We start from the raw sequence: 16,503 nt of genomic DNA, 5'->3' as shown, positions 1-16,503 counted from the left end.
AGTTACCACCTGAGCAGTTGTTCGTAGTTGAACAGTTTCCAACGTTTGCATTGATACTCCCCAATTCGCTAACTAAAGATTGCGGGTTACTAATAATAGTCGAGAATCCCCCAACTAAAGCTCCCTTGTCATTTTCTGCCAATACCTCAAATGAAGATAGGTCAAGTTTTGTTTTCTTTGTCATTTTTTGAAATTTACGTTGTCTCTACTCTATTTAAAAAGGCTTTTCGAGTACGGCCCTCTTTCGCGCAAAAGTTCTTTATATTACCTCTTTGGTAGTTATTTTAGAATCCAACTCTTCTTTTGACCTCTTCATTTCCTATTCCTCTTTGTTTATTGGTTTTTAATTGGTTATTACCAAAATTATAGCGGATTTTAAGTGCTACTGATCTATTATAATTATTGCTTTCTATTTGGTTTCGTGTTAACAATTGATTGGACAACCTGGCGGTTTTAACTGTAGAATTACCATTGTAGATATCTCCTAAAATAAGATAGAATGAAAACTTCTGGACAACTTTTTTCACTTCTAAATTGAGAGAAGACCTGGCATTGAGCGTTTCGCCAGAGAGATCCTTACTGGCACCAGTATACTTAAATGTTACAAAGGCCGTCCACTTCTTCGTTTTAGAAATATATAATGTATTATCTAAGAAAATATTAAGACTATGATTGGTTACATTAGTCGGTACTGAAAGGTTAGCCCCCTTATAATAACTTAGATTAAACGATGGGGTAAAGTTAGTTTCCCAAAAGCCATCAAAGAAAATTTGATTGACCACAATGACCAGATCAAAGGCATTTACATGCCCATAATTGATATAAGTAGATTTTAGCTTCGAAATCCCATTTTCGGTTACGGGTACAGTGAAATTTGCATAATTGTTTCTTGCATTATAATAATTTAGCAAAAAAGTGTATTTACCATGACTAGTATACGTTAGTTCTGTATTATATATTAATACTGGCTGAAGAAAAGGATTATTTTCTGCATAATAGTTTTCATTATAATATGTCCTGCCAGGGAACAACAATTCAATGTTCGGCCGATTGATCTTTCTGGAAATACTTAAACCAAATTGATTTTGCTGATCAGGTGTAAAACCAACTGATAAACTGGGGAATAAATTTGTATAAGTTGAATCTTTGGCGATCCCTAAATTTCGTACTTCAGTTGAATAGCTTGTTCTTTCTGCACGCAGCCCAATATTAGTACTCCATTTAGAATTAAGTGTTCTTTCTAAACTAACAAATCCACCAAGATATTTTTCTGAATAATAGTAGTCATTACTAAGCGTATTATCAGGAATGTAATTTTGATCTACATAATTATAATAATGCAGATCATTGTTTACATGCGTATTACTAAACTGCGCACCTGCTTTAAGCCTCATCCCCTTATTCAGCGAACGTATATACTCAACCTTTTCAGACATATTAAATAAATCCTGCGGCAAGTTGCTTTTATAGCGCACTGTCGGACGGGATACATTTCCCGCATAATCTAAATCCGTGAAATTACCATCGTCCTTCTTGCGCTGAAAAAATTGATTGTAATCAATATTAAAATCAAGTGATGATACACCAAGGGTATCTAAAGCATGATGATAATTAAGATTCCCGAAATTGTAAATATAAAAATCGTCACTTTTGATCAGTGTATTCTGCTGGGTATTTGAAGTTGGGGGGCCGGCCATTGAAAACGCAGTATTACTACTTTGATCTGATTTCCCGTAAACATTAGATCTCCAGCCATTAAAGCTTATATAATCGTTCTTGGTAAGATCGTAATCAACATTTAATCCCCCACCTAAAACCGTATATCTGCGAAAATATCTCGAATCGATTTTCTGTTCTCTTCCATCCGTATAATTCAACATATTTACGTCAGTATGAAAGCTATAATCATTGCTAAACGAGGGGATAACATTGATAGATAGTTTATTTTTCCGATAATTTACAGACCCATTTAAAAAGCTCTTATTATAGTTTGATTGCTGGCTTATAAAAGCCAGGTTGCCTAACCATCCATCGTTTAACTGACGTTTTATATTAATATTAATAATACCACCAGTTGTATTAGCCGCATACTCACTGCTTGGATTAGTAATAATTTCTATACTTTTAATATTTTCCGCAGGTAAAGAGCTTAACATCTGGACTAACATCTCTTTTGGAATAGTAGTTTTTTTATTATTAATATAAACTACAGTCCCTGATTTACCAATAATTGAAAGGGCTTCGCCACTTTCCTCATATTTGATTAAGGGGACATGTCTCATCATGTCTAATGAGCTGCTTCCTTCTGCTAATGCTTTACCGGGTATAAAGAGAAATCTATCTGGTTTTCTTATCAGGGATGGCTTATTGCCTACAATATTTATTTCCTTGAGTATTGTTGAATTATCATTGATTATCAAATTCACAAAATGCTCGGGATCTGTCAGATTTACTAGCGGAGATACATTTTTCAAATAAAATGCTTTTAGCTTGTATCCATTAATATTTGATGTTTGCAATTTTAGTTCAAAATTCCCCAATGAATCACAACTCAATTTTTTGAGTTCTACTGTATCTTTAAAGAGCGAAACGGTTGCATAGGCTAATTCTTTTCCATTTACTCCTACTACACGCCCCTTAATATTTTGTCCGCGAACAATAGCAAGCTGTATTAATACTAATAATATCGTGAGGTATATAACCTTATAGACGGAAGAAAATCTAATCATTTTTCCTATAGATTAACAAAATAATTTCTTCGTACAAAAAATAAAATTCCATTGGCTGAATTACTTTTAAATTAATCAATACGACATTTAAAACCATCAAACACACACATATATATAATAATTATTAAACAAAATTTAACCATAATCGAATATAAATAATCTTTTAATAAAAAATGAGGCGTATAGTAAATATTAATATCAATTTAACCCTGCATTAATACGACAGGAGACAAAACATTAAACTTGAATTTAAAAACCTGCAAGATTTCAGTGAAAATTCAACTAAAACTTGCAAGCTTAAACATTAGACCAACAACGATTATAGGGTTTTTGAGAAAAAATCAATTATTTTCGAGTCTGAGAATCACCTGATTTATCTTATCTTCTTCTACTGCAACAACAATTCTGATATGATCATTTCCACTTTGACCATAAACACAACCCGGAACAACTGCTATCTTATATCTTTCCAAAAAATATTCTGTCACACATTCACCTATTGTATTGCAAGTCTTGAATTTATTTGGGATTTTTTCATATAATTTAGAAACATTAGGAAAAAGAAAAAACCCACCTTTTGGTGGCTTATTTCCAGCATCAATACCTTCAACTTTACTTATTGCTTCCCACAAATTAACCATACTTCTACCAATGTTTTCAAAATGGACCATCACTTCAGAATCGACCACTTCATTGTTTAATAAAATTGAAGCCGAATCTTGATGAAATCCACCCAGATTTAAGGTTAAGTTTGTATGAATTTTAGTCGCATTTGATATGATATGCTCTCCCCCAATCATCCAACCTAGCCTCCAACTCATCATTGAAAAACTTTTTGAAAAACTATTTATCAGGATGCAATTATCAGGAATCTTATTTTTTAAACTAAATATATTATAATGCTTATCATTAAAGACATATGAATCATATACTTCATCATGAACAAAATAAATTCCATTTGCCTTTGTAAATTCTGCAATTTCATTAATTAAATCCCTACCATATACACCTCCAGTAGGATTTCCTGGAGAGTTAATAATTATAAGTTTAGTGTTTGCTGTAGTATATTTCTTAATAATCTGTATATCCATACAATAATTTGTATCTGCATGAGTTGGTAATCTTACCGGAACCCTTCCCAAAAGTTTTACTGCCGTTTCGTACATAGGGTATGCCGGGTCGGGTATAATAACCTCATCACCAATTGATGTTAATGTTAAAACTGATAGCCAAATAGCCTCAGCAGCACCATGTGTTATCAAAATTTCATTTTTTGGGTCTACACTTGCATCATATAACCTGCTGTATCTAATAGAAATCTCATTTCTTAATGACAATCCGCCTTTCGATTCCGCATATTTATGTGGAATCAAGTCATAGCTACCATGTGTAAATAATTTACTTTTCAAATCATTATATACGGCGTCAGGAGGAAAAAAATATGGCTCTCCTATACTAAGATTAACTATTTCCGGATTAGACGAAACCTTGTCGGAAATAGTTTTTGACATATAATTAGGTATATTTTGAAGAACAGAATTCATATGATTAAATTATTTAATAGGATTTGCACAGTTTTAAAATTGATTAATATTTATTTAAAGATTAATGCTGTATAAAACACCAGAAAACCAAGAATACCTCTGGAAAGTTGTACTTGAAAATAGGCTATAGAGTTTTTATTAAAATAATGTTTATATCGGCATCACATTAGGGTCAGGAATAAGGCTTAATATATCATTGATCTCCATAATATCAGTACCCGCTTCATATGATCTGTCAAATTGCAGAATACTTTTAGCGGTATTTAACATCGCTGGATATGCAGCTCTTAATAAATGATTTGCATGGATTACAACATCAAAACCCGAACTAAAAAGCTCCTCATCAGCTATAGAGTTAAATTTAGAAGGAACACAAAAAAGAGGAATATTAGGGAAATCAACTTTAAATACTTTTGCAAATTCAATCACCTTATCCGCTGATTTATCTTTGCTATGGATCAAAATTCCAGATGCACCAGCATTGATATAGGCTTTTGCCCTAAAGAGTGCGTCATCAAGTCCCTTCCCTAAAATAAAACTTTCTATTCTGGCGACGATTCCTATCGTATCATGTTGCATTGCTCTAACTCCTATTCTGATTTTATCACAAAAATTTTCAACAGACTCTTGCTTTTGATTCTCATTTTCTTCGATTAAAGAATTTTGTTTATAACCAAATTTATCTTCAATTACAATTGCAGAAACTCCACCTCTTTCTAAGGCATTAACTATAAAACCAAATTGCTCCTTGAGCGAACCAGTATCACAGTCAACAATTATAGGCTTATTAGAAATACGTCTTATTTCTTGAATGAGATTAAGTTTACTAGTTATATCAACCAACTCAATATCCGGTAGCCCTTTACTTAGTGAAAGCGTTAAGCTGCTAACCCATACGCCATCAAATTCCTTTTTCTCGCCATTCTTATCATAGATTGAAGAATTTTCAACAATCATTGCTGAAATAGCAGAATGGGCCTCAAGTAGCCGTCTTTTCTTTCCTAATTTAATCTGATCAAATAATAGATTCATAGCATTATTTTATAATGAACATTTATATTCCATAAAGTTTTATAGATTACTATCTAATAAACTTCCCATAAGTTCTTTTTTCAATTGTATAAGTGTCTTAGTTGGCCTGATCAGGTCTTCCCTGGAAAAATTATCTATCCTAATTTCTATAAAACAAGATTCATTTATACCTCTTATAAGTGGAATAAGGGCAATTAAATCCTGAAAAACAGTTACAGTATATACATTTTTATAACCACAACCTTTTGCAATAGCTGCTAGATCCACACTAAATCCTAAAGTTCTTTGGCCACCAACTGATTCGTGAGCGCCATTATTTAAAACTACATGTAATAAGTTTTGTAATTGTCCACACCCCAATGTGGTTAATACTCCCATTTGCATCAAAACTGCTCCATCACCATCTAAAACACATACTTTTCTGCTGGGATTATTCATTGCTATTCCCATGGCAATTGCGGAGGCATGTCCCATGGCCCCTACACAATAGAAATTTTTGTTATGTGTCTGATTATTAGACACCCGAAATTCAAAAACTTCTCTAGAGCACTTCCCTGTTGTAGAAACAAAAAAATAATCTGGCAGACCTTTCATTAAAACACCAATGGCAGATTCCCTGGAAATCTCGTATATGGAATCAAAACTGTTATTTGTATCTTTTTCAAAAGTCCCCTTTCGTATTAATAGCGAAACCGGACATAAATTAGAGGATGCCAAGTCATATAACTTTTGAATCTGCTGAACACCCTCGGTTAAATTATTTGATAGAATTTCATATTTAATATCAAGCAAATTGAGGAGATCTATAATTATATCTCCCATAAGCTCATGTTGTGGCTCATCTGATTCACCTGGGCTTCCACGCCACCCAATAAATAGTAAAATTGGGATACTATAAGCGCTTCTATTGGTAATTGAGGTGAGCGGGTTAAATGCATTCCCAAATCCGGAATTTTGCATATACACTACAGGTAGATTACCCGTTGATAAATAATTTCCTACTGCTAACCCGATAGCACTACCCTCATTGGAAGCAATAATGTGTGATTTATCTAGTTTATGTTTATCCAGATATGTACAAAATGGCTCCATAACTGAATCAGGAACCCCCGCATAAAAAGTTATACCAATAGAATCTAAATAATTAACAAGCGATTTTGAGTTGATCATGTATGTTTTATTGAAGGATATGATCGTGATTTAACCATTTAGTTTTGCTTTTTATGCCTATTGTTCAGTGTCCAAAATATATAATTCTCTAATAAAACCTGATTTTGACATATGATGAATAATGTAACTAGTGGCAAAATCCTACGTATCAATAAGTACATTTTTTACTCCTGCATTTTTATTTACATATGCTTACAAAACAAATATGACAAACTAAAGTTAAATCAATATTAAACTAAAATAATATTAAGTAATTATTTAAATACTGAAACGATAAATTAAAATCACTAATATTAATATAAAGACTACATAATATTAATTATTTAATCTTATTACTGCTTGAGATACATAATTTTTTGTTTTGGGATGTCAATAATAAAAACTATTAACCTTTTTAGAAACGTAAAAAGTAAACTTTAAGCCTCTAACCATAAAGACAAGCGACAATAAATAACATGCTTTAATTATTAATTAACAGAACTATATATTAGCAACGAAATAAATAACAAGGTTCAACAGACAAACCTGAATTCTATTTCACAATCAACAAAATCTTATGCTCAGTATCCGAACTATACTCCAATATTTTCAGATCAGAGAAGCAAGCTTAAAAAAAACAAAAACTCTTTTCTACGTACTGTAAAAAGGAGTTGTACTCAATGTCGGAGTCGAATCGAAGATATTTGATCCTAAATAGCTTCCTTGTTATCGAATTAAAAACTATATTCTTACATAGTTCATCAATGATAAAAAGGTAATTGGGGTATCAAATTGGGGCAATACGTATTTAATAATATGTGCCCTACTCGGCTCTCTGATTCGATAAAAACGAAAAACCCTCTAAATCTCACAGTTTAGAGGGTTTTCGTTTTTATCGAACCATTGATTAGTTCATACTAGCCACGGCGCTTATTTCAATATTCGAATTTTGCACCAGATCTTTTACAATAACGCATGTACGTGTAGGGAAAGGAGCTTTAAAATATTTTAGATATACCTCATTGAACTCATTAAACTGCTCTATATTCTTTAGATACACCGTGATACTTACCGTATTTTGTAAAGAAAGGCCTGTTTCATTCAATACGGAAGAAACCTTTTTGATACAGGCATGAACTTCATCAGTAAAAGAACTCTTGCATGCTATCAATTCACTGACGCCAATCTGTCCGGAAACAAACACCAACCCACCGGCGATCCGGTAATTACTAAAGGGCCGTACAGGTTTAACCGGAGTTTGTGCAAAAACAGAACTGCCACCTAAAACCAAGATCAGCAGTATTATACCTAATTTGAAGTTTTTCATACATTAATTTTTATAGTCCATATTTACTAATCAGAGACACCAAAGCTGCCATCGATGCGGCGCCTAGTTCAACTTCCCTGATATTTATTTTATCAAAATTATCAAGCGCGCTGTGATGGATATCAAAAAAGCGCTGATCATCGCAAGTAAGACTGATAAGTACCTTAGAGATACCTTTCATAGGAATCAGGTCGATACCCCGTTGATCCGACTGGATATCATCCACTTTATACGGGGTAAAAAGCCCCTTCCAGCTCCTGATTCTCGCAATAGCTTCCTGATCACCGTCTATACGAAATCCACGCGGGGTAAATCCTCCAGCATCTGATTCAAAAACGGCAATATGTTTTTCTTCTGCTAACACTGCTTTCCGGGCATATTCCAGTGCACCATGCGCTCCTGCCTCTTCATTCATATAAAGTATAGCTCTAAAAGTTCTTTCAGGTCTATTTTTACGTTCTTTGAGTAAACGCAGCACTTCGAGGGTCTGTACAAAGCCCGCCCCATCGTCGCTGGCACCCTCACTCAAATCCCATGAATCGATATGTCCGCCTACGGTAATGAATTCTTTAGGGATATTTGGATCCGGTAATCTCACCAATCACGTTATAGCTTTTCACATCAGGCAACTGTACACAATTCATCTGCAGTGAATATAAAAGTGCTGGATTTCTCTTTAGTTCAGCACTCAGCAGATCGGCACTTTTGGTACTTAGCGCAGCTGCCGGAATTTTCTTAACATCCGCTGCATAACTCATTGCTCCGGTGTGAGGAAAATCATCTATCGAAAGCGTCAAAGATCTAACTAATGCACCAACGGCACCTTTTTTGGCAGCCTCTATCGCTCCTCTACCGCGCTGGTCTGCGGCCGCAAGGTAGGCCTTAAAAGTTTCAATCTCCCTTGGATCCATTGCTCTATTGAAGAATACAAATTTACCAGCAACACCGGCTACGCCTAAAGAATCAAGCTCTGCCCAGCTTCGCACCTCAACAACCTGTGCCTTAAGTATCCCATGGGTATCAACAGACCCACCAAGCGCTGAAACCGACATCAAAACCTCTTTTCCATTTTTCGCCTTAAAAGAGGAACTCTCCTTGGCTCCCCTTTCCCAGTGTGGCACCATTACTTCCTGCAAATACACTTTGTCTGGATGGATCTCCTCCATTTTTGCTTTTGCCCATTCTACCGCTTTCCCGGCGTTTTCCGAGCCTGAGATTCTCGCTCCAATTTTCTTAGTCAGATAAAACAAATCCGGTCCGACCCTATTACTGGTCAAGGCCTTATCGAAGAGCGACCTTAGCATAAGCGAATCTTGTTGTTGTTTACTCTGTGCTTGTGAATTATTGATACAGGCAATGATTAAAAAAGCCGATAGACAAAGTATTCTTTTTGTTTTTTTGATATTATCAAATTCGATCCTCATTGTGCTCATTTTATTTCTCTAAGTTATAGTTGACAGGTATCCATACATAACCACCATCATCACGTCTCACATGACCGATTCCCGGGAAAGAGATATGGTCGGCAGCAACAAAATATCCTCCATCGGCCGCCTGAGCATATGCTTTTTTACGCTGAGCAATAGCCTTCACCTTGTCAACATCATATTCATTTGGAATTCCTAAATCAGAAAACTGTATGGCAGCCACATGGATCAGATCTCCCCAGAATACCAGTTTTTTTCCTTTGCTATCCAGCGCATATACAGTATGTCCTGGAGTATGACCAGCATATTCATGTGTGCTTAGCCCAGGAAACAAAGTTGTATCACTTTTAAACGTTTTCACTCGCCCTGCATCCAGATAAGTTTTAAAGCTTAAATAGGGCTGCATATTGCTGGTTATCGCTCTGGTATCTAAATCATTTACTTTTTCGCGTCTTTTCCAAAAATCGACCTCTTTTTGATTGATATGAACAACCGCATTGGGGAAAATCATCTTTCCAGCAATAGTTAGTCCCCCTGTATGGTCCAGATGGATATGGGTAATGAGTATATCTGTCACGTCTTCCGGTTTGAAACCAGCTTTTTGGAAGCTTTTAACAAGTGCCCCGCCAATGTGCGGACCAAATAGATTTCCTGATCCTGCATCTACAAGAATCAATCTTTTTCCTGCCCTGATTAAATAGGTATTTATAGAAGTTTCTACGGTATCAGTTAGGAATTCCTTTTTTAAAAGTGCCGGAATTTTACTGTCGTTGTTTAGCAGTCCCTTTGCATCTACAGGAACAGTACCATCGGATAGTGCTATGATCTCAAAATCTCCAAGAGACAAATGATAATAACCAGCCTGATTACTTTTTTGCTGTGCATTAACACCACCTGAAATGAGGCTGGCCAATAGGATGATCAGTAATGATAAATTGTATTTTTTCATTTTTTTATAAATTAGTTACGCAAAGTTACTATTGATTTGATTACCTTTGAAGGGCATATTCTAAATAGTGGGCACCTTTTTGTAACTAATATGGCTAACGAAATTTTTATCTGTCACAATTGTCCGATGACCAGGACAATGGCAACAATTGGTACCAAGTGGAAGCCGATCATCATTTATACTATTGGCTTAAAACAGCAAAGATTTGGTCTTATCCACGCTAAAATGGGCCTGATTAGCAAGAAGATCCTGACAGAACAATTAAAAGAACTAGAGGAAGACGGTATCGTAAAAAGAGAGGCTTTCAGAGAAATGCCTCCCAGGGTAGAGTATACGCTGACTGATAAAGGACTAGAGCTATTACCAATACTAAATCTGCTGACAGAATGGAACTCAAGACATCATCAAGCTGATTTCAAATAATATGACCGCATACTAAGAAGATGGCCGTTCCAAATCCTTCCATTTTATAAATCAGTTAAACTTGATGTGGTATATAACACATGATAGTTTCATCACCATTAAACCACGATTGCTCTGAAGAACCATTAAAAACTCAAACACTAAGAAAAAACAAATTATACTGATGAAAAAATCATTAAATACCATTGTCTTACTTTCATTGTTTTGCCAAATGGCTTCATGTCAATCGTCCAATTGGAAATTAAAATATGATTACATCAGCGACTACGAGCAAGATGGGCTGATTTCAGTAGGAAAAAAAATTGGAGAGGTTAAAAATAAAGAATTCAGATATGGTTTTGTGTCTCCTGAAGGAATAGAAAAAATTCCTTTAAAATATGAACAAGGCGCCAATTTCTTTGAGGAAAGAGCAGCTGCGGTTATCAATGATAAACATGGATTTATTGATACAAAAGGACAAATTATTGTCCCTATTGTATATGATTATGTTGGAAAATTTAAAAACGGAATGGCCGACGTCAAATTAAAAGGTAAGTCTGGCTTTGTCAATAAATCCGGAGTTGTAGTAATTCCAATTAAATATGATCATGTAGCTGATTTTGATGAAAATGGGATTGCAAAAGTCGGAACTATAATTAATGTTATTGGCAATCAAAATATTAATAAGTACGGCTTGATTAACAAAAAAGGAGATGAAGTCGCTCCGATAAAGTTCGATGATATCGGAATATTCTATACTAATAAATTGCCCGCTATTGCAGTGATAAAAAACAATAATAAATGTGGTTTAATCAATACAAAAGGAGAAGTGTTGATTCCATTAAAATATGATGGAATTGAAATATACGACTACCTGCAATCACAAAACTTAATTATTGTAAAACTTGATAACAAATATGGCCTGACCAATACTCATGGGCTGGAAATTACTCCTGTAAAATATGGTTACATTAAGGATATTGATGAAGGTAAGATTGAAGTTTACGAAAAAGGAGAAACATTCTATATCAATAAAGATGGTAAAAAAGTCTTATAGAGTTTGATGTACCCTATAAGACTATAAAAAACTATTTCTGCCTGTAAGACATCTGCCCTGTAAAACATCCGGCTCTTGAACAGATTTAATGGTCTTGTTTGCCAGTTTTTGGGGTTTTAGTCACTTTTGGAATGAAAACCAAATAGTCGTAACCCTTTATAATTCTTTCCAATTCCAAATCCTCTACTTTAAGCTTCTTTTTAGAGATTGCTTGTTTCAAGGGTCTTAAATCATAAGCATACCAATTGTCATCTTTTACGACGGTTAAGAAAGATTTATATTCATCTAAATCAGCCAATGTTTCACCATCTTCCTTTCCGATAAGCATAATGTGTAATGACTTCCGGTAATTTGCCTCTTCAATATTGGAAACCAAGTTGCCAATATCGAATACTTCCATTAAACTCTCTCCTTTAGGCAGGTGATTAGCACCAAATTTGAAAAGATTCTTCTTGTCTTTCCATTCAGGGAGTTTTTCAAGAACCAGGTGTTTCATGTATTGAACTCTCATACGATGAATTCGACTTAAATATAGTTCCCTGCTTAATTTTAGTGCTTCAAGCTGCTCTTTTTCGTTGGCTGATAAATCCAGAGCGCTCAATGCGCTCATTTTTGCCAGACAATCGTCAGAGAACAAATAGAATGTGGTGTTGTTTTTTGTGTCATAAGCAGCGGAATTAGCGATCATCTGCTTATAAATTTCTTTTGCTTTAGCATTTTTGGATTGTTTACTCAATTCAGAAAGCAGTAACCGGTCTGAAAATAAACTAATTTGCTCAGCTCCATATACTTTGATATTCTGCTGAAGTATGTTTTTGAATAAATCAAACTCAGCTTCACCTTGTAAAAAAGATAAAGCTGAACCTGATTCATTACGGAATTTGTCTAGTTCAGCTGGGGATAAGGATTTAATTTTTGTTGATATTGTGTTGATTGTATAGGGATCAATTTCCAGAATATAGTTGTCGAACTTAATATTATTGATAATCGCGTTTGTGAAGTAAGGGACTTCACTAGTGAAATGTAGCTCGCCTAATAACACAGAGTTATTTTTGCGGATTTCATCCTGTAGGGTAACCCATCCTTTACCTTCGAAAGTATTGTTATTGTTTTTTTTAAAGGTGGAGTAGTTTTTTTGAATTAAACTATCTATTAATGTGGTTTGTGCGTAACTGAAATTAGCAATAAACAGGGTTAGAATTAGTAGTTTGGTTTTCTTCATTTATTTTTTTTCAGAAAGATACAATAAATTGAATTTATCACCCTGATGATTCAATAATATACTTCCAGGTATTCCTTTACCTAAAAGATCCTCAACTTACGATTCATTACTGCGGTCTCGAATGTTGTTATTCAAGATTTAAATCATTAAGAAAAATGTGTGAATGATTTATTAACAGATCAGTAACAACCTGTTCTGTCCGGATTTTTCTTTTGGTGCACGGTGAAGACAAGGAGGAACCTGACTTTCAGGATGATCAACTGCCAATCTCCATAGGTGACCAAGGCCTAAGCTTATTGGGTGTGAATCAGGTTTAGCTTGATAATGCAGATCAAAGAAATGTTCCTCTAAGAAGGATTCAAAATCTTCCTCTGCTCCATCATATATTTTTTCGAGTTCAACACGTATTTCTGGAATAAGTATTTTCTTTATGCCTTGTGAATTTGGCAATATTTCACTTGACTCACCATGGTAAGTACATAAAAAGGTATTGGTTGGTATAGGCGAGCGATCTACATGAAAAGAATAAACATCGGTCGGAAAAAATGGGTAGGTATCATCCCGGTCATAGTAACTGATCACATTAAGTATTGGCGATGCACCATGAGCTTCCAATGCCTTCAAATCATTTAAGAGAATCTCGCGGGCAAATTGTCCTTGTTCACTCAGCTGAAGCTCACGAAGTTCCTCTTTTTCAATTACCGTTATATTTTCGCTTAGCTCTACCTTTTTAACAATTTCAGCAAAATCACCTGTTAGTTCGCGGGTCCAGCAAATCGCATTAATTTCTCCATTAAATGGTGTAGAAACAAGATCCTTAAAATTCGTAACACAATGAATTTGATTCTCAGCGTAAGATAAGTCTATCATAGTAGCAATATAAAATCATTTCACAACAAAGTATGGTCCTCATGGCCGGTAAAGCCAGGATAATACTGATTGAAAAACTTTTGATAAAGATAACAACAAAGCTTCTAACACAGGTGCTAAAAATGTTCGGTCATATATTAGTTCCCATACGCGATAAAGATTTATAAATAGGAGACGTGCTGAAATACATTTTTTAGAAGAACGATATTCAGTACTTTTTACGGGCCAATATTTTGCTCACCTATTTAAGTCCATCCTCCCCTGTACAGTTTCGTTCACCAAAGTTCGATAATGAACACCTTAATGTATCTTAGTACGCAATTACCGCCTTTATAAGTGTTGCAGGAGCTGTCTTTACTTTGGCATGTGGATTGGCTTGTCTTTGTAAATTGATACCAGACTAAAACTACATTATGCTCAAAAACTACATGAAGCTTGGCTTTCGTAACCTGATCAAACATAAGGCATCTTCATTTATCAATATTTCAGGGCTTGCATTAGCTGTAGGGTGTTGCTTAATGGTTTTCGAGTATGCTTACTGGGCTATGCACCAGGATGCTTTCAATTCCAAAATAGATCATCTGTTTGTTGTGGAAAGAGTAACTGACAAAAATGGGAAGCAGCAATATCATGGTGATGCTCCGTCTCCCCTGGGCCCTGCACTTAAAAATGACTTTCCTCAGGTTAAAAATGTAGCCCGTCTAAGTTATAGTAGCGTGATCATCAAGCAAAAGGATAATGTATTCAGGGACAAGATTACTTTTGTTGATGATGATTTTTATAAGATGTTTGACTATCCGGTAAAATGGGGCGACAAACAACATTTTACAGATAAAGATGGTATTGTCCTGACTTCAGAGTTATCGGAAAAGCTGTTTGGCCATCTTAATGCTGTTGGAAATTCATTGGTGATTACTTTTAATGTGGATGGCCGCACTATAGCTGAGAATTTTATAGTTAAAGGTGTTTTTAGTAAATATCCTGCTAATGCATCTTTCAGTTTTTCCGCGCTTATACCACATTCCAGAATGGTTTCTTTAGGAATAGACAAAGCCGGTGATTGGCGTGAGGCTGCAAATATCACTTTTATAGAAATTGCTGATGTAAAGACATTGTCATCCATCAGGTCTCAGGACAAAAAATATCTTAAGCTTTACAATGCGGCACATCCCGATGATCAGCTCACTTCTTTTCATTATCAGGCGCTAAAAACAATGAACTTTCATTCCTATAAGGTGGCCAGAAATTATTTTAATACCATGGAACCAATCGGCTTGATTATGCTCGTTGTAATTGGTGTTTCTATCTTATTAATGGTCTATTTTAATTATATAAATATCACTATAGCATCGGCCTCCAACCGCTTAAAAGAGATCAGTGTCAGAAAGGTGATGGGCAGCAGCAGAAAACAAATCATTTTTCAATTTATCATTGAAAACATGATAATTTGTACAATTGCGGTATTTCTTGGCCTATTTTTGGCTGAAGTCTTCTTTTTTCCATGGTTCAGTTCAATTGCAGGATTTGAGCTTGGTCCTGGATTTTTCTTAAACTTCCGCACCTGGATAGCAGCGTTGCTTCTGATCTTTGTTTCCGCTTTAAGTGGAGCCTTGTATCCATCATTTTACATATCTGCATTGGATACGGTAAGTATGATGAAGGGAAACACTAAAATGGGCAGTAATAACCGTTTCAGGAAGGCGCTGCTCGGTATTCAATTCTTCCTCACTTTTATCTCCATCTCTACCGCTATTGCATTTATACAGGAGACCAAACAGATCAAGCATAAGCCCTGGGGTTATCAGCCTGAAAGCACTGTTGTAGTCGGCCTGGATAATGGGTCTTCTTACCAAACTTTTAAAGAAGAACTGAAACGGAGTAAAAGTATAGTAGCAGTTACAGGATCCGTTCAGCCCGTTGGTAATTATGTTAAAGAGATTTCGATTAAAAATGAAGGAAAAACTGAACAGGTTAAAAGCATCAGTGTATTACCAGGATTTATAAATCAGTTAGGAATGACAGTTACTGAAGGTAGAGATTTCAGCGAAAAACAGTTGACTGATCAAAAAAATGCCGTAATTGTAAATCGGGCCTTTTTAAAAATGATGAACTGGCCTACAGCTATTGGAAAAAATATTCTCTATAACCATCATAATTACTCAGTGATTGGGCAGGTAAATGATTTTCATTATGAAAGTTTTGAGTATGAGGTTGCACCTATGTTATTAATGAGCGCCACTCCTAAGGAAGTGAAGTTCGTTTATATAAAAAGTTCATCCGGTCTATTTTCAAATGTGCATGAAGAAATCAAAAGCATCTGGCACAATTTATACCCCAACCTTCCATTCGATTTTTATGACCAGGATCAGGTGTTCAATGGTTACTTCAATGGCTTTTCAACAATTTCAACTGTATTAGCTGTTACTTCTCTGCTGATGACGGTGATATCAATCTCGGGAGTTTTCGGCCTGGCGCTTATTATTTTAGGGAAAAGGATGAAAGAAATTAGTGTCCGTAAAATTTTAGGTGCCGATATCATTCATATTATTTACCTGATATATAAAGAGTTTTTATTTGCTTTGACCACGGCAATTATGGTAGGGATACCACTTTCTTTTTTCCTGACAGACAGCATGTTCAATCAACTATCCACCAACTCTGAATTTTCTTTTTTACCTATTGGATTAGCGGTCATCGCTTTAATTTCCACGACTTTAATCAGTGTGTCATGGCATATATTCAAGGCTAATCAAGCTAATCTGTCCAAATATTTAAAGCAGGAATAAGATTCTAAA

General features: G+C 35.1%; 13 protein-coding genes. 3 read left to right on the top strand and 10 right to left on the bottom strand.

The genetic code is table 11. The features are described from left to right. Positions 1 to 284: 284 nt before the first annotated feature. From AY601_RS02170 to AY601_RS02140, 8 genes are all read right to left on the bottom strand, one after another. Complete coding sequence (locus tag AY601_RS02170; RefSeq protein WP_068395764.1) at positions 285 to 2,729, bottom strand: TonB-dependent receptor domain-containing protein; 2,445 nt, start codon at positions 2,727 to 2,729, stop codon at positions 285 to 287. Positions 2,730 to 3,070: 341 nt separating this feature from the next. Beyond that, entirely contained in the window at positions 3,071 to 4,240 is a 1,170-nt protein-coding gene (locus tag AY601_RS02165) for a pyridoxal phosphate-dependent aminotransferase (protein ID WP_198163586.1), read from the bottom strand. 183 nt (positions 4,241 to 4,423) lie between these two features. Next, positions 4,424 to 5,305 carry a phosphoenolpyruvate mutase gene (aepX, locus tag AY601_RS02160; protein ID WP_068395758.1) on the bottom strand — a complete coding sequence of 294 codons (882 nt, stop codon included), beginning with the start codon at positions 5,303 to 5,305 and terminating at the stop codon, positions 4,424 to 4,426. Between the two features lie 39 nt (positions 5,306 to 5,344). Next, positions 5,345 to 6,475: a phosphonopyruvate decarboxylase gene (gene aepY / locus AY601_RS02155; protein ID WP_068395756.1), complete on the bottom strand. Its 1,131-nt coding sequence runs from the start codon at positions 6,473 to 6,475 to the stop codon at positions 5,345 to 5,347. Between the two features lie 886 nt (positions 6,476 to 7,361). Further along, positions 7,362 to 7,781, bottom strand: a complete 420-nt coding sequence (locus AY601_RS02150) for a RidA family protein (RefSeq protein WP_068395752.1) — start codon at positions 7,779 to 7,781, stop codon at positions 7,362 to 7,364. A gap of 10 nt (positions 7,782 to 7,791) precedes the next feature. Continuing rightward, entirely contained in the window at positions 7,792 to 8,379 is a 588-nt protein-coding gene (locus tag AY601_RS25840) for a M20/M25/M40 family metallo-hydrolase (RefSeq protein ID WP_198163585.1), read from the bottom strand. Then, entirely contained in the window at positions 8,351 to 9,205 is an 855-nt protein-coding gene (locus AY601_RS25835; protein WP_198163584.1) for a hypothetical protein, read from the bottom strand. Before AY601_RS25835 ends, AY601_RS25840 begins: the two co-directional genes overlap by 29 nt. A gap of 10 nt (positions 9,206 to 9,215) precedes the next feature. Then, on the bottom strand, positions 9,216 to 10,157 hold the full coding sequence (locus AY601_RS02140; RefSeq protein WP_068395749.1) for an MBL fold metallo-hydrolase: 942 nt from the start codon (positions 10,155 to 10,157) through the stop codon (positions 9,216 to 9,218). A gap of 90 nt (positions 10,158 to 10,247) precedes the next feature. Between AY601_RS02140 and AY601_RS02135 the strand changes: the two genes are divergently transcribed. Both AY601_RS02135 and AY601_RS02130 read left to right on the top strand, forming a co-directional pair. Beyond that, a complete protein-coding gene (locus AY601_RS02135; RefSeq protein WP_198163583.1) occupies positions 10,248 to 10,580 on the top strand; it encodes a winged helix-turn-helix transcriptional regulator in 333 nt (110 codons plus the stop codon). Between the two features lie 163 nt (positions 10,581 to 10,743). Continuing rightward, positions 10,744 to 11,616: a WG repeat-containing protein gene (locus tag AY601_RS02130; RefSeq protein ID WP_084359031.1), complete on the top strand. Its 873-nt coding sequence runs from the start codon at positions 10,744 to 10,746 to the stop codon at positions 11,614 to 11,616. Positions 11,617 to 11,701: 85 nt separating this feature from the next. On the opposite strand, the gene AY601_RS02125 is transcribed toward AY601_RS02130, so the two are convergent. Both AY601_RS02125 and AY601_RS02120 read right to left on the bottom strand, forming a co-directional pair. After that, positions 11,702 to 12,838 carry a hypothetical protein gene (locus AY601_RS02125; RefSeq protein ID WP_068395739.1) on the bottom strand — a complete coding sequence of 379 codons (1,137 nt, stop codon included), beginning with the start codon at positions 12,836 to 12,838 and terminating at the stop codon, positions 11,702 to 11,704. A gap of 171 nt (positions 12,839 to 13,009) precedes the next feature. Next, on the bottom strand, positions 13,010 to 13,708 hold the full coding sequence (locus AY601_RS02120) for a hypothetical protein (protein WP_068395736.1): 699 nt from the start codon (positions 13,706 to 13,708) through the stop codon (positions 13,010 to 13,012). Between the two features lie 413 nt (positions 13,709 to 14,121). Here AY601_RS02120 and AY601_RS02115 point away from each other — a divergent pair, with 413 nt between their 5' ends. Then, on the top strand, positions 14,122 to 16,494 hold the full coding sequence (locus AY601_RS02115) for an ABC transporter permease (RefSeq protein ID WP_068395733.1): 2,373 nt from the start codon (positions 14,122 to 14,124) through the stop codon (positions 16,492 to 16,494). Positions 16,495 to 16,503 lie beyond the last annotated feature (9 nt).

It is taken from the genome of Pedobacter cryoconitis, from assembly GCF_001590605.1.
Lineage (GTDB): Bacteria > Bacteroidota > Bacteroidia > Sphingobacteriales > Sphingobacteriaceae > Pedobacter > Pedobacter cryoconitis_A.
This window is presented reverse-complemented; position numbering and strand designations above follow the sequence as displayed.

What these genes read in the sequence shown, in the direction of transcription:
- AY601_RS02170 (WP_068395764.1), bottom strand. Translation starts at nt 2,729, where the DNA reads ATGATTAGATTTTCTTCCGTCTATAAGGTTATATACCTCACGATATTA.
- AY601_RS02165 (WP_198163586.1), bottom strand. Translation starts at nt 4,240, where the DNA reads ATGTCAAAAACTATTTCCGACAAGGTTTCGTCTAATCCGGAAATAGTT.
- aepX (WP_068395758.1), bottom strand. Translation starts at nt 5,305, where the DNA reads ATGAATCTATTATTTGATCAGATTAAATTAGGAAAGAAAAGACGGCTA.
- aepY (WP_068395756.1), bottom strand. Translation starts at nt 6,475, where the DNA reads ATGATCAACTCAAAATCGCTTGTTAATTATTTAGATTCTATTGGTATA.
- AY601_RS02150 (WP_068395752.1), bottom strand. Translation starts at nt 7,781, where the DNA reads ATGAAAAACTTCAAATTAGGTATAATACTGCTGATCTTGGTTTTAGGT.
- AY601_RS25835 (WP_198163584.1), bottom strand. Translation starts at nt 9,205, where the DNA reads ATGAGGATCGAATTTGATAATATCAAAAAAACAAAAAGAATACTTTGT.
- AY601_RS02140 (WP_068395749.1), bottom strand. Translation starts at nt 10,157, where the DNA reads ATGAAAAAATACAATTTATCATTACTGATCATCCTATTGGCCAGCCTC.
- AY601_RS02135 (WP_198163583.1), top strand. Translation starts at nt 10,248, where the DNA reads ATGGCTAACGAAATTTTTATCTGTCACAATTGTCCGATGACCAGGACA.
- AY601_RS02130 (WP_084359031.1), top strand. Translation starts at nt 10,744, where the DNA reads ATGAAAAAATCATTAAATACCATTGTCTTACTTTCATTGTTTTGCCAA.
- AY601_RS02125 (WP_068395739.1), bottom strand. Translation starts at nt 12,838, where the DNA reads ATGAAGAAAACCAAACTACTAATTCTAACCCTGTTTATTGCTAATTTC.
- AY601_RS02120 (WP_068395736.1), bottom strand. Translation starts at nt 13,708, where the DNA reads ATGATAGACTTATCTTACGCTGAGAATCAAATTCATTGTGTTACGAAT.
- AY601_RS02115 (WP_068395733.1), top strand. Translation starts at nt 14,122, where the DNA reads ATGCTCAAAAACTACATGAAGCTTGGCTTTCGTAACCTGATCAAACAT.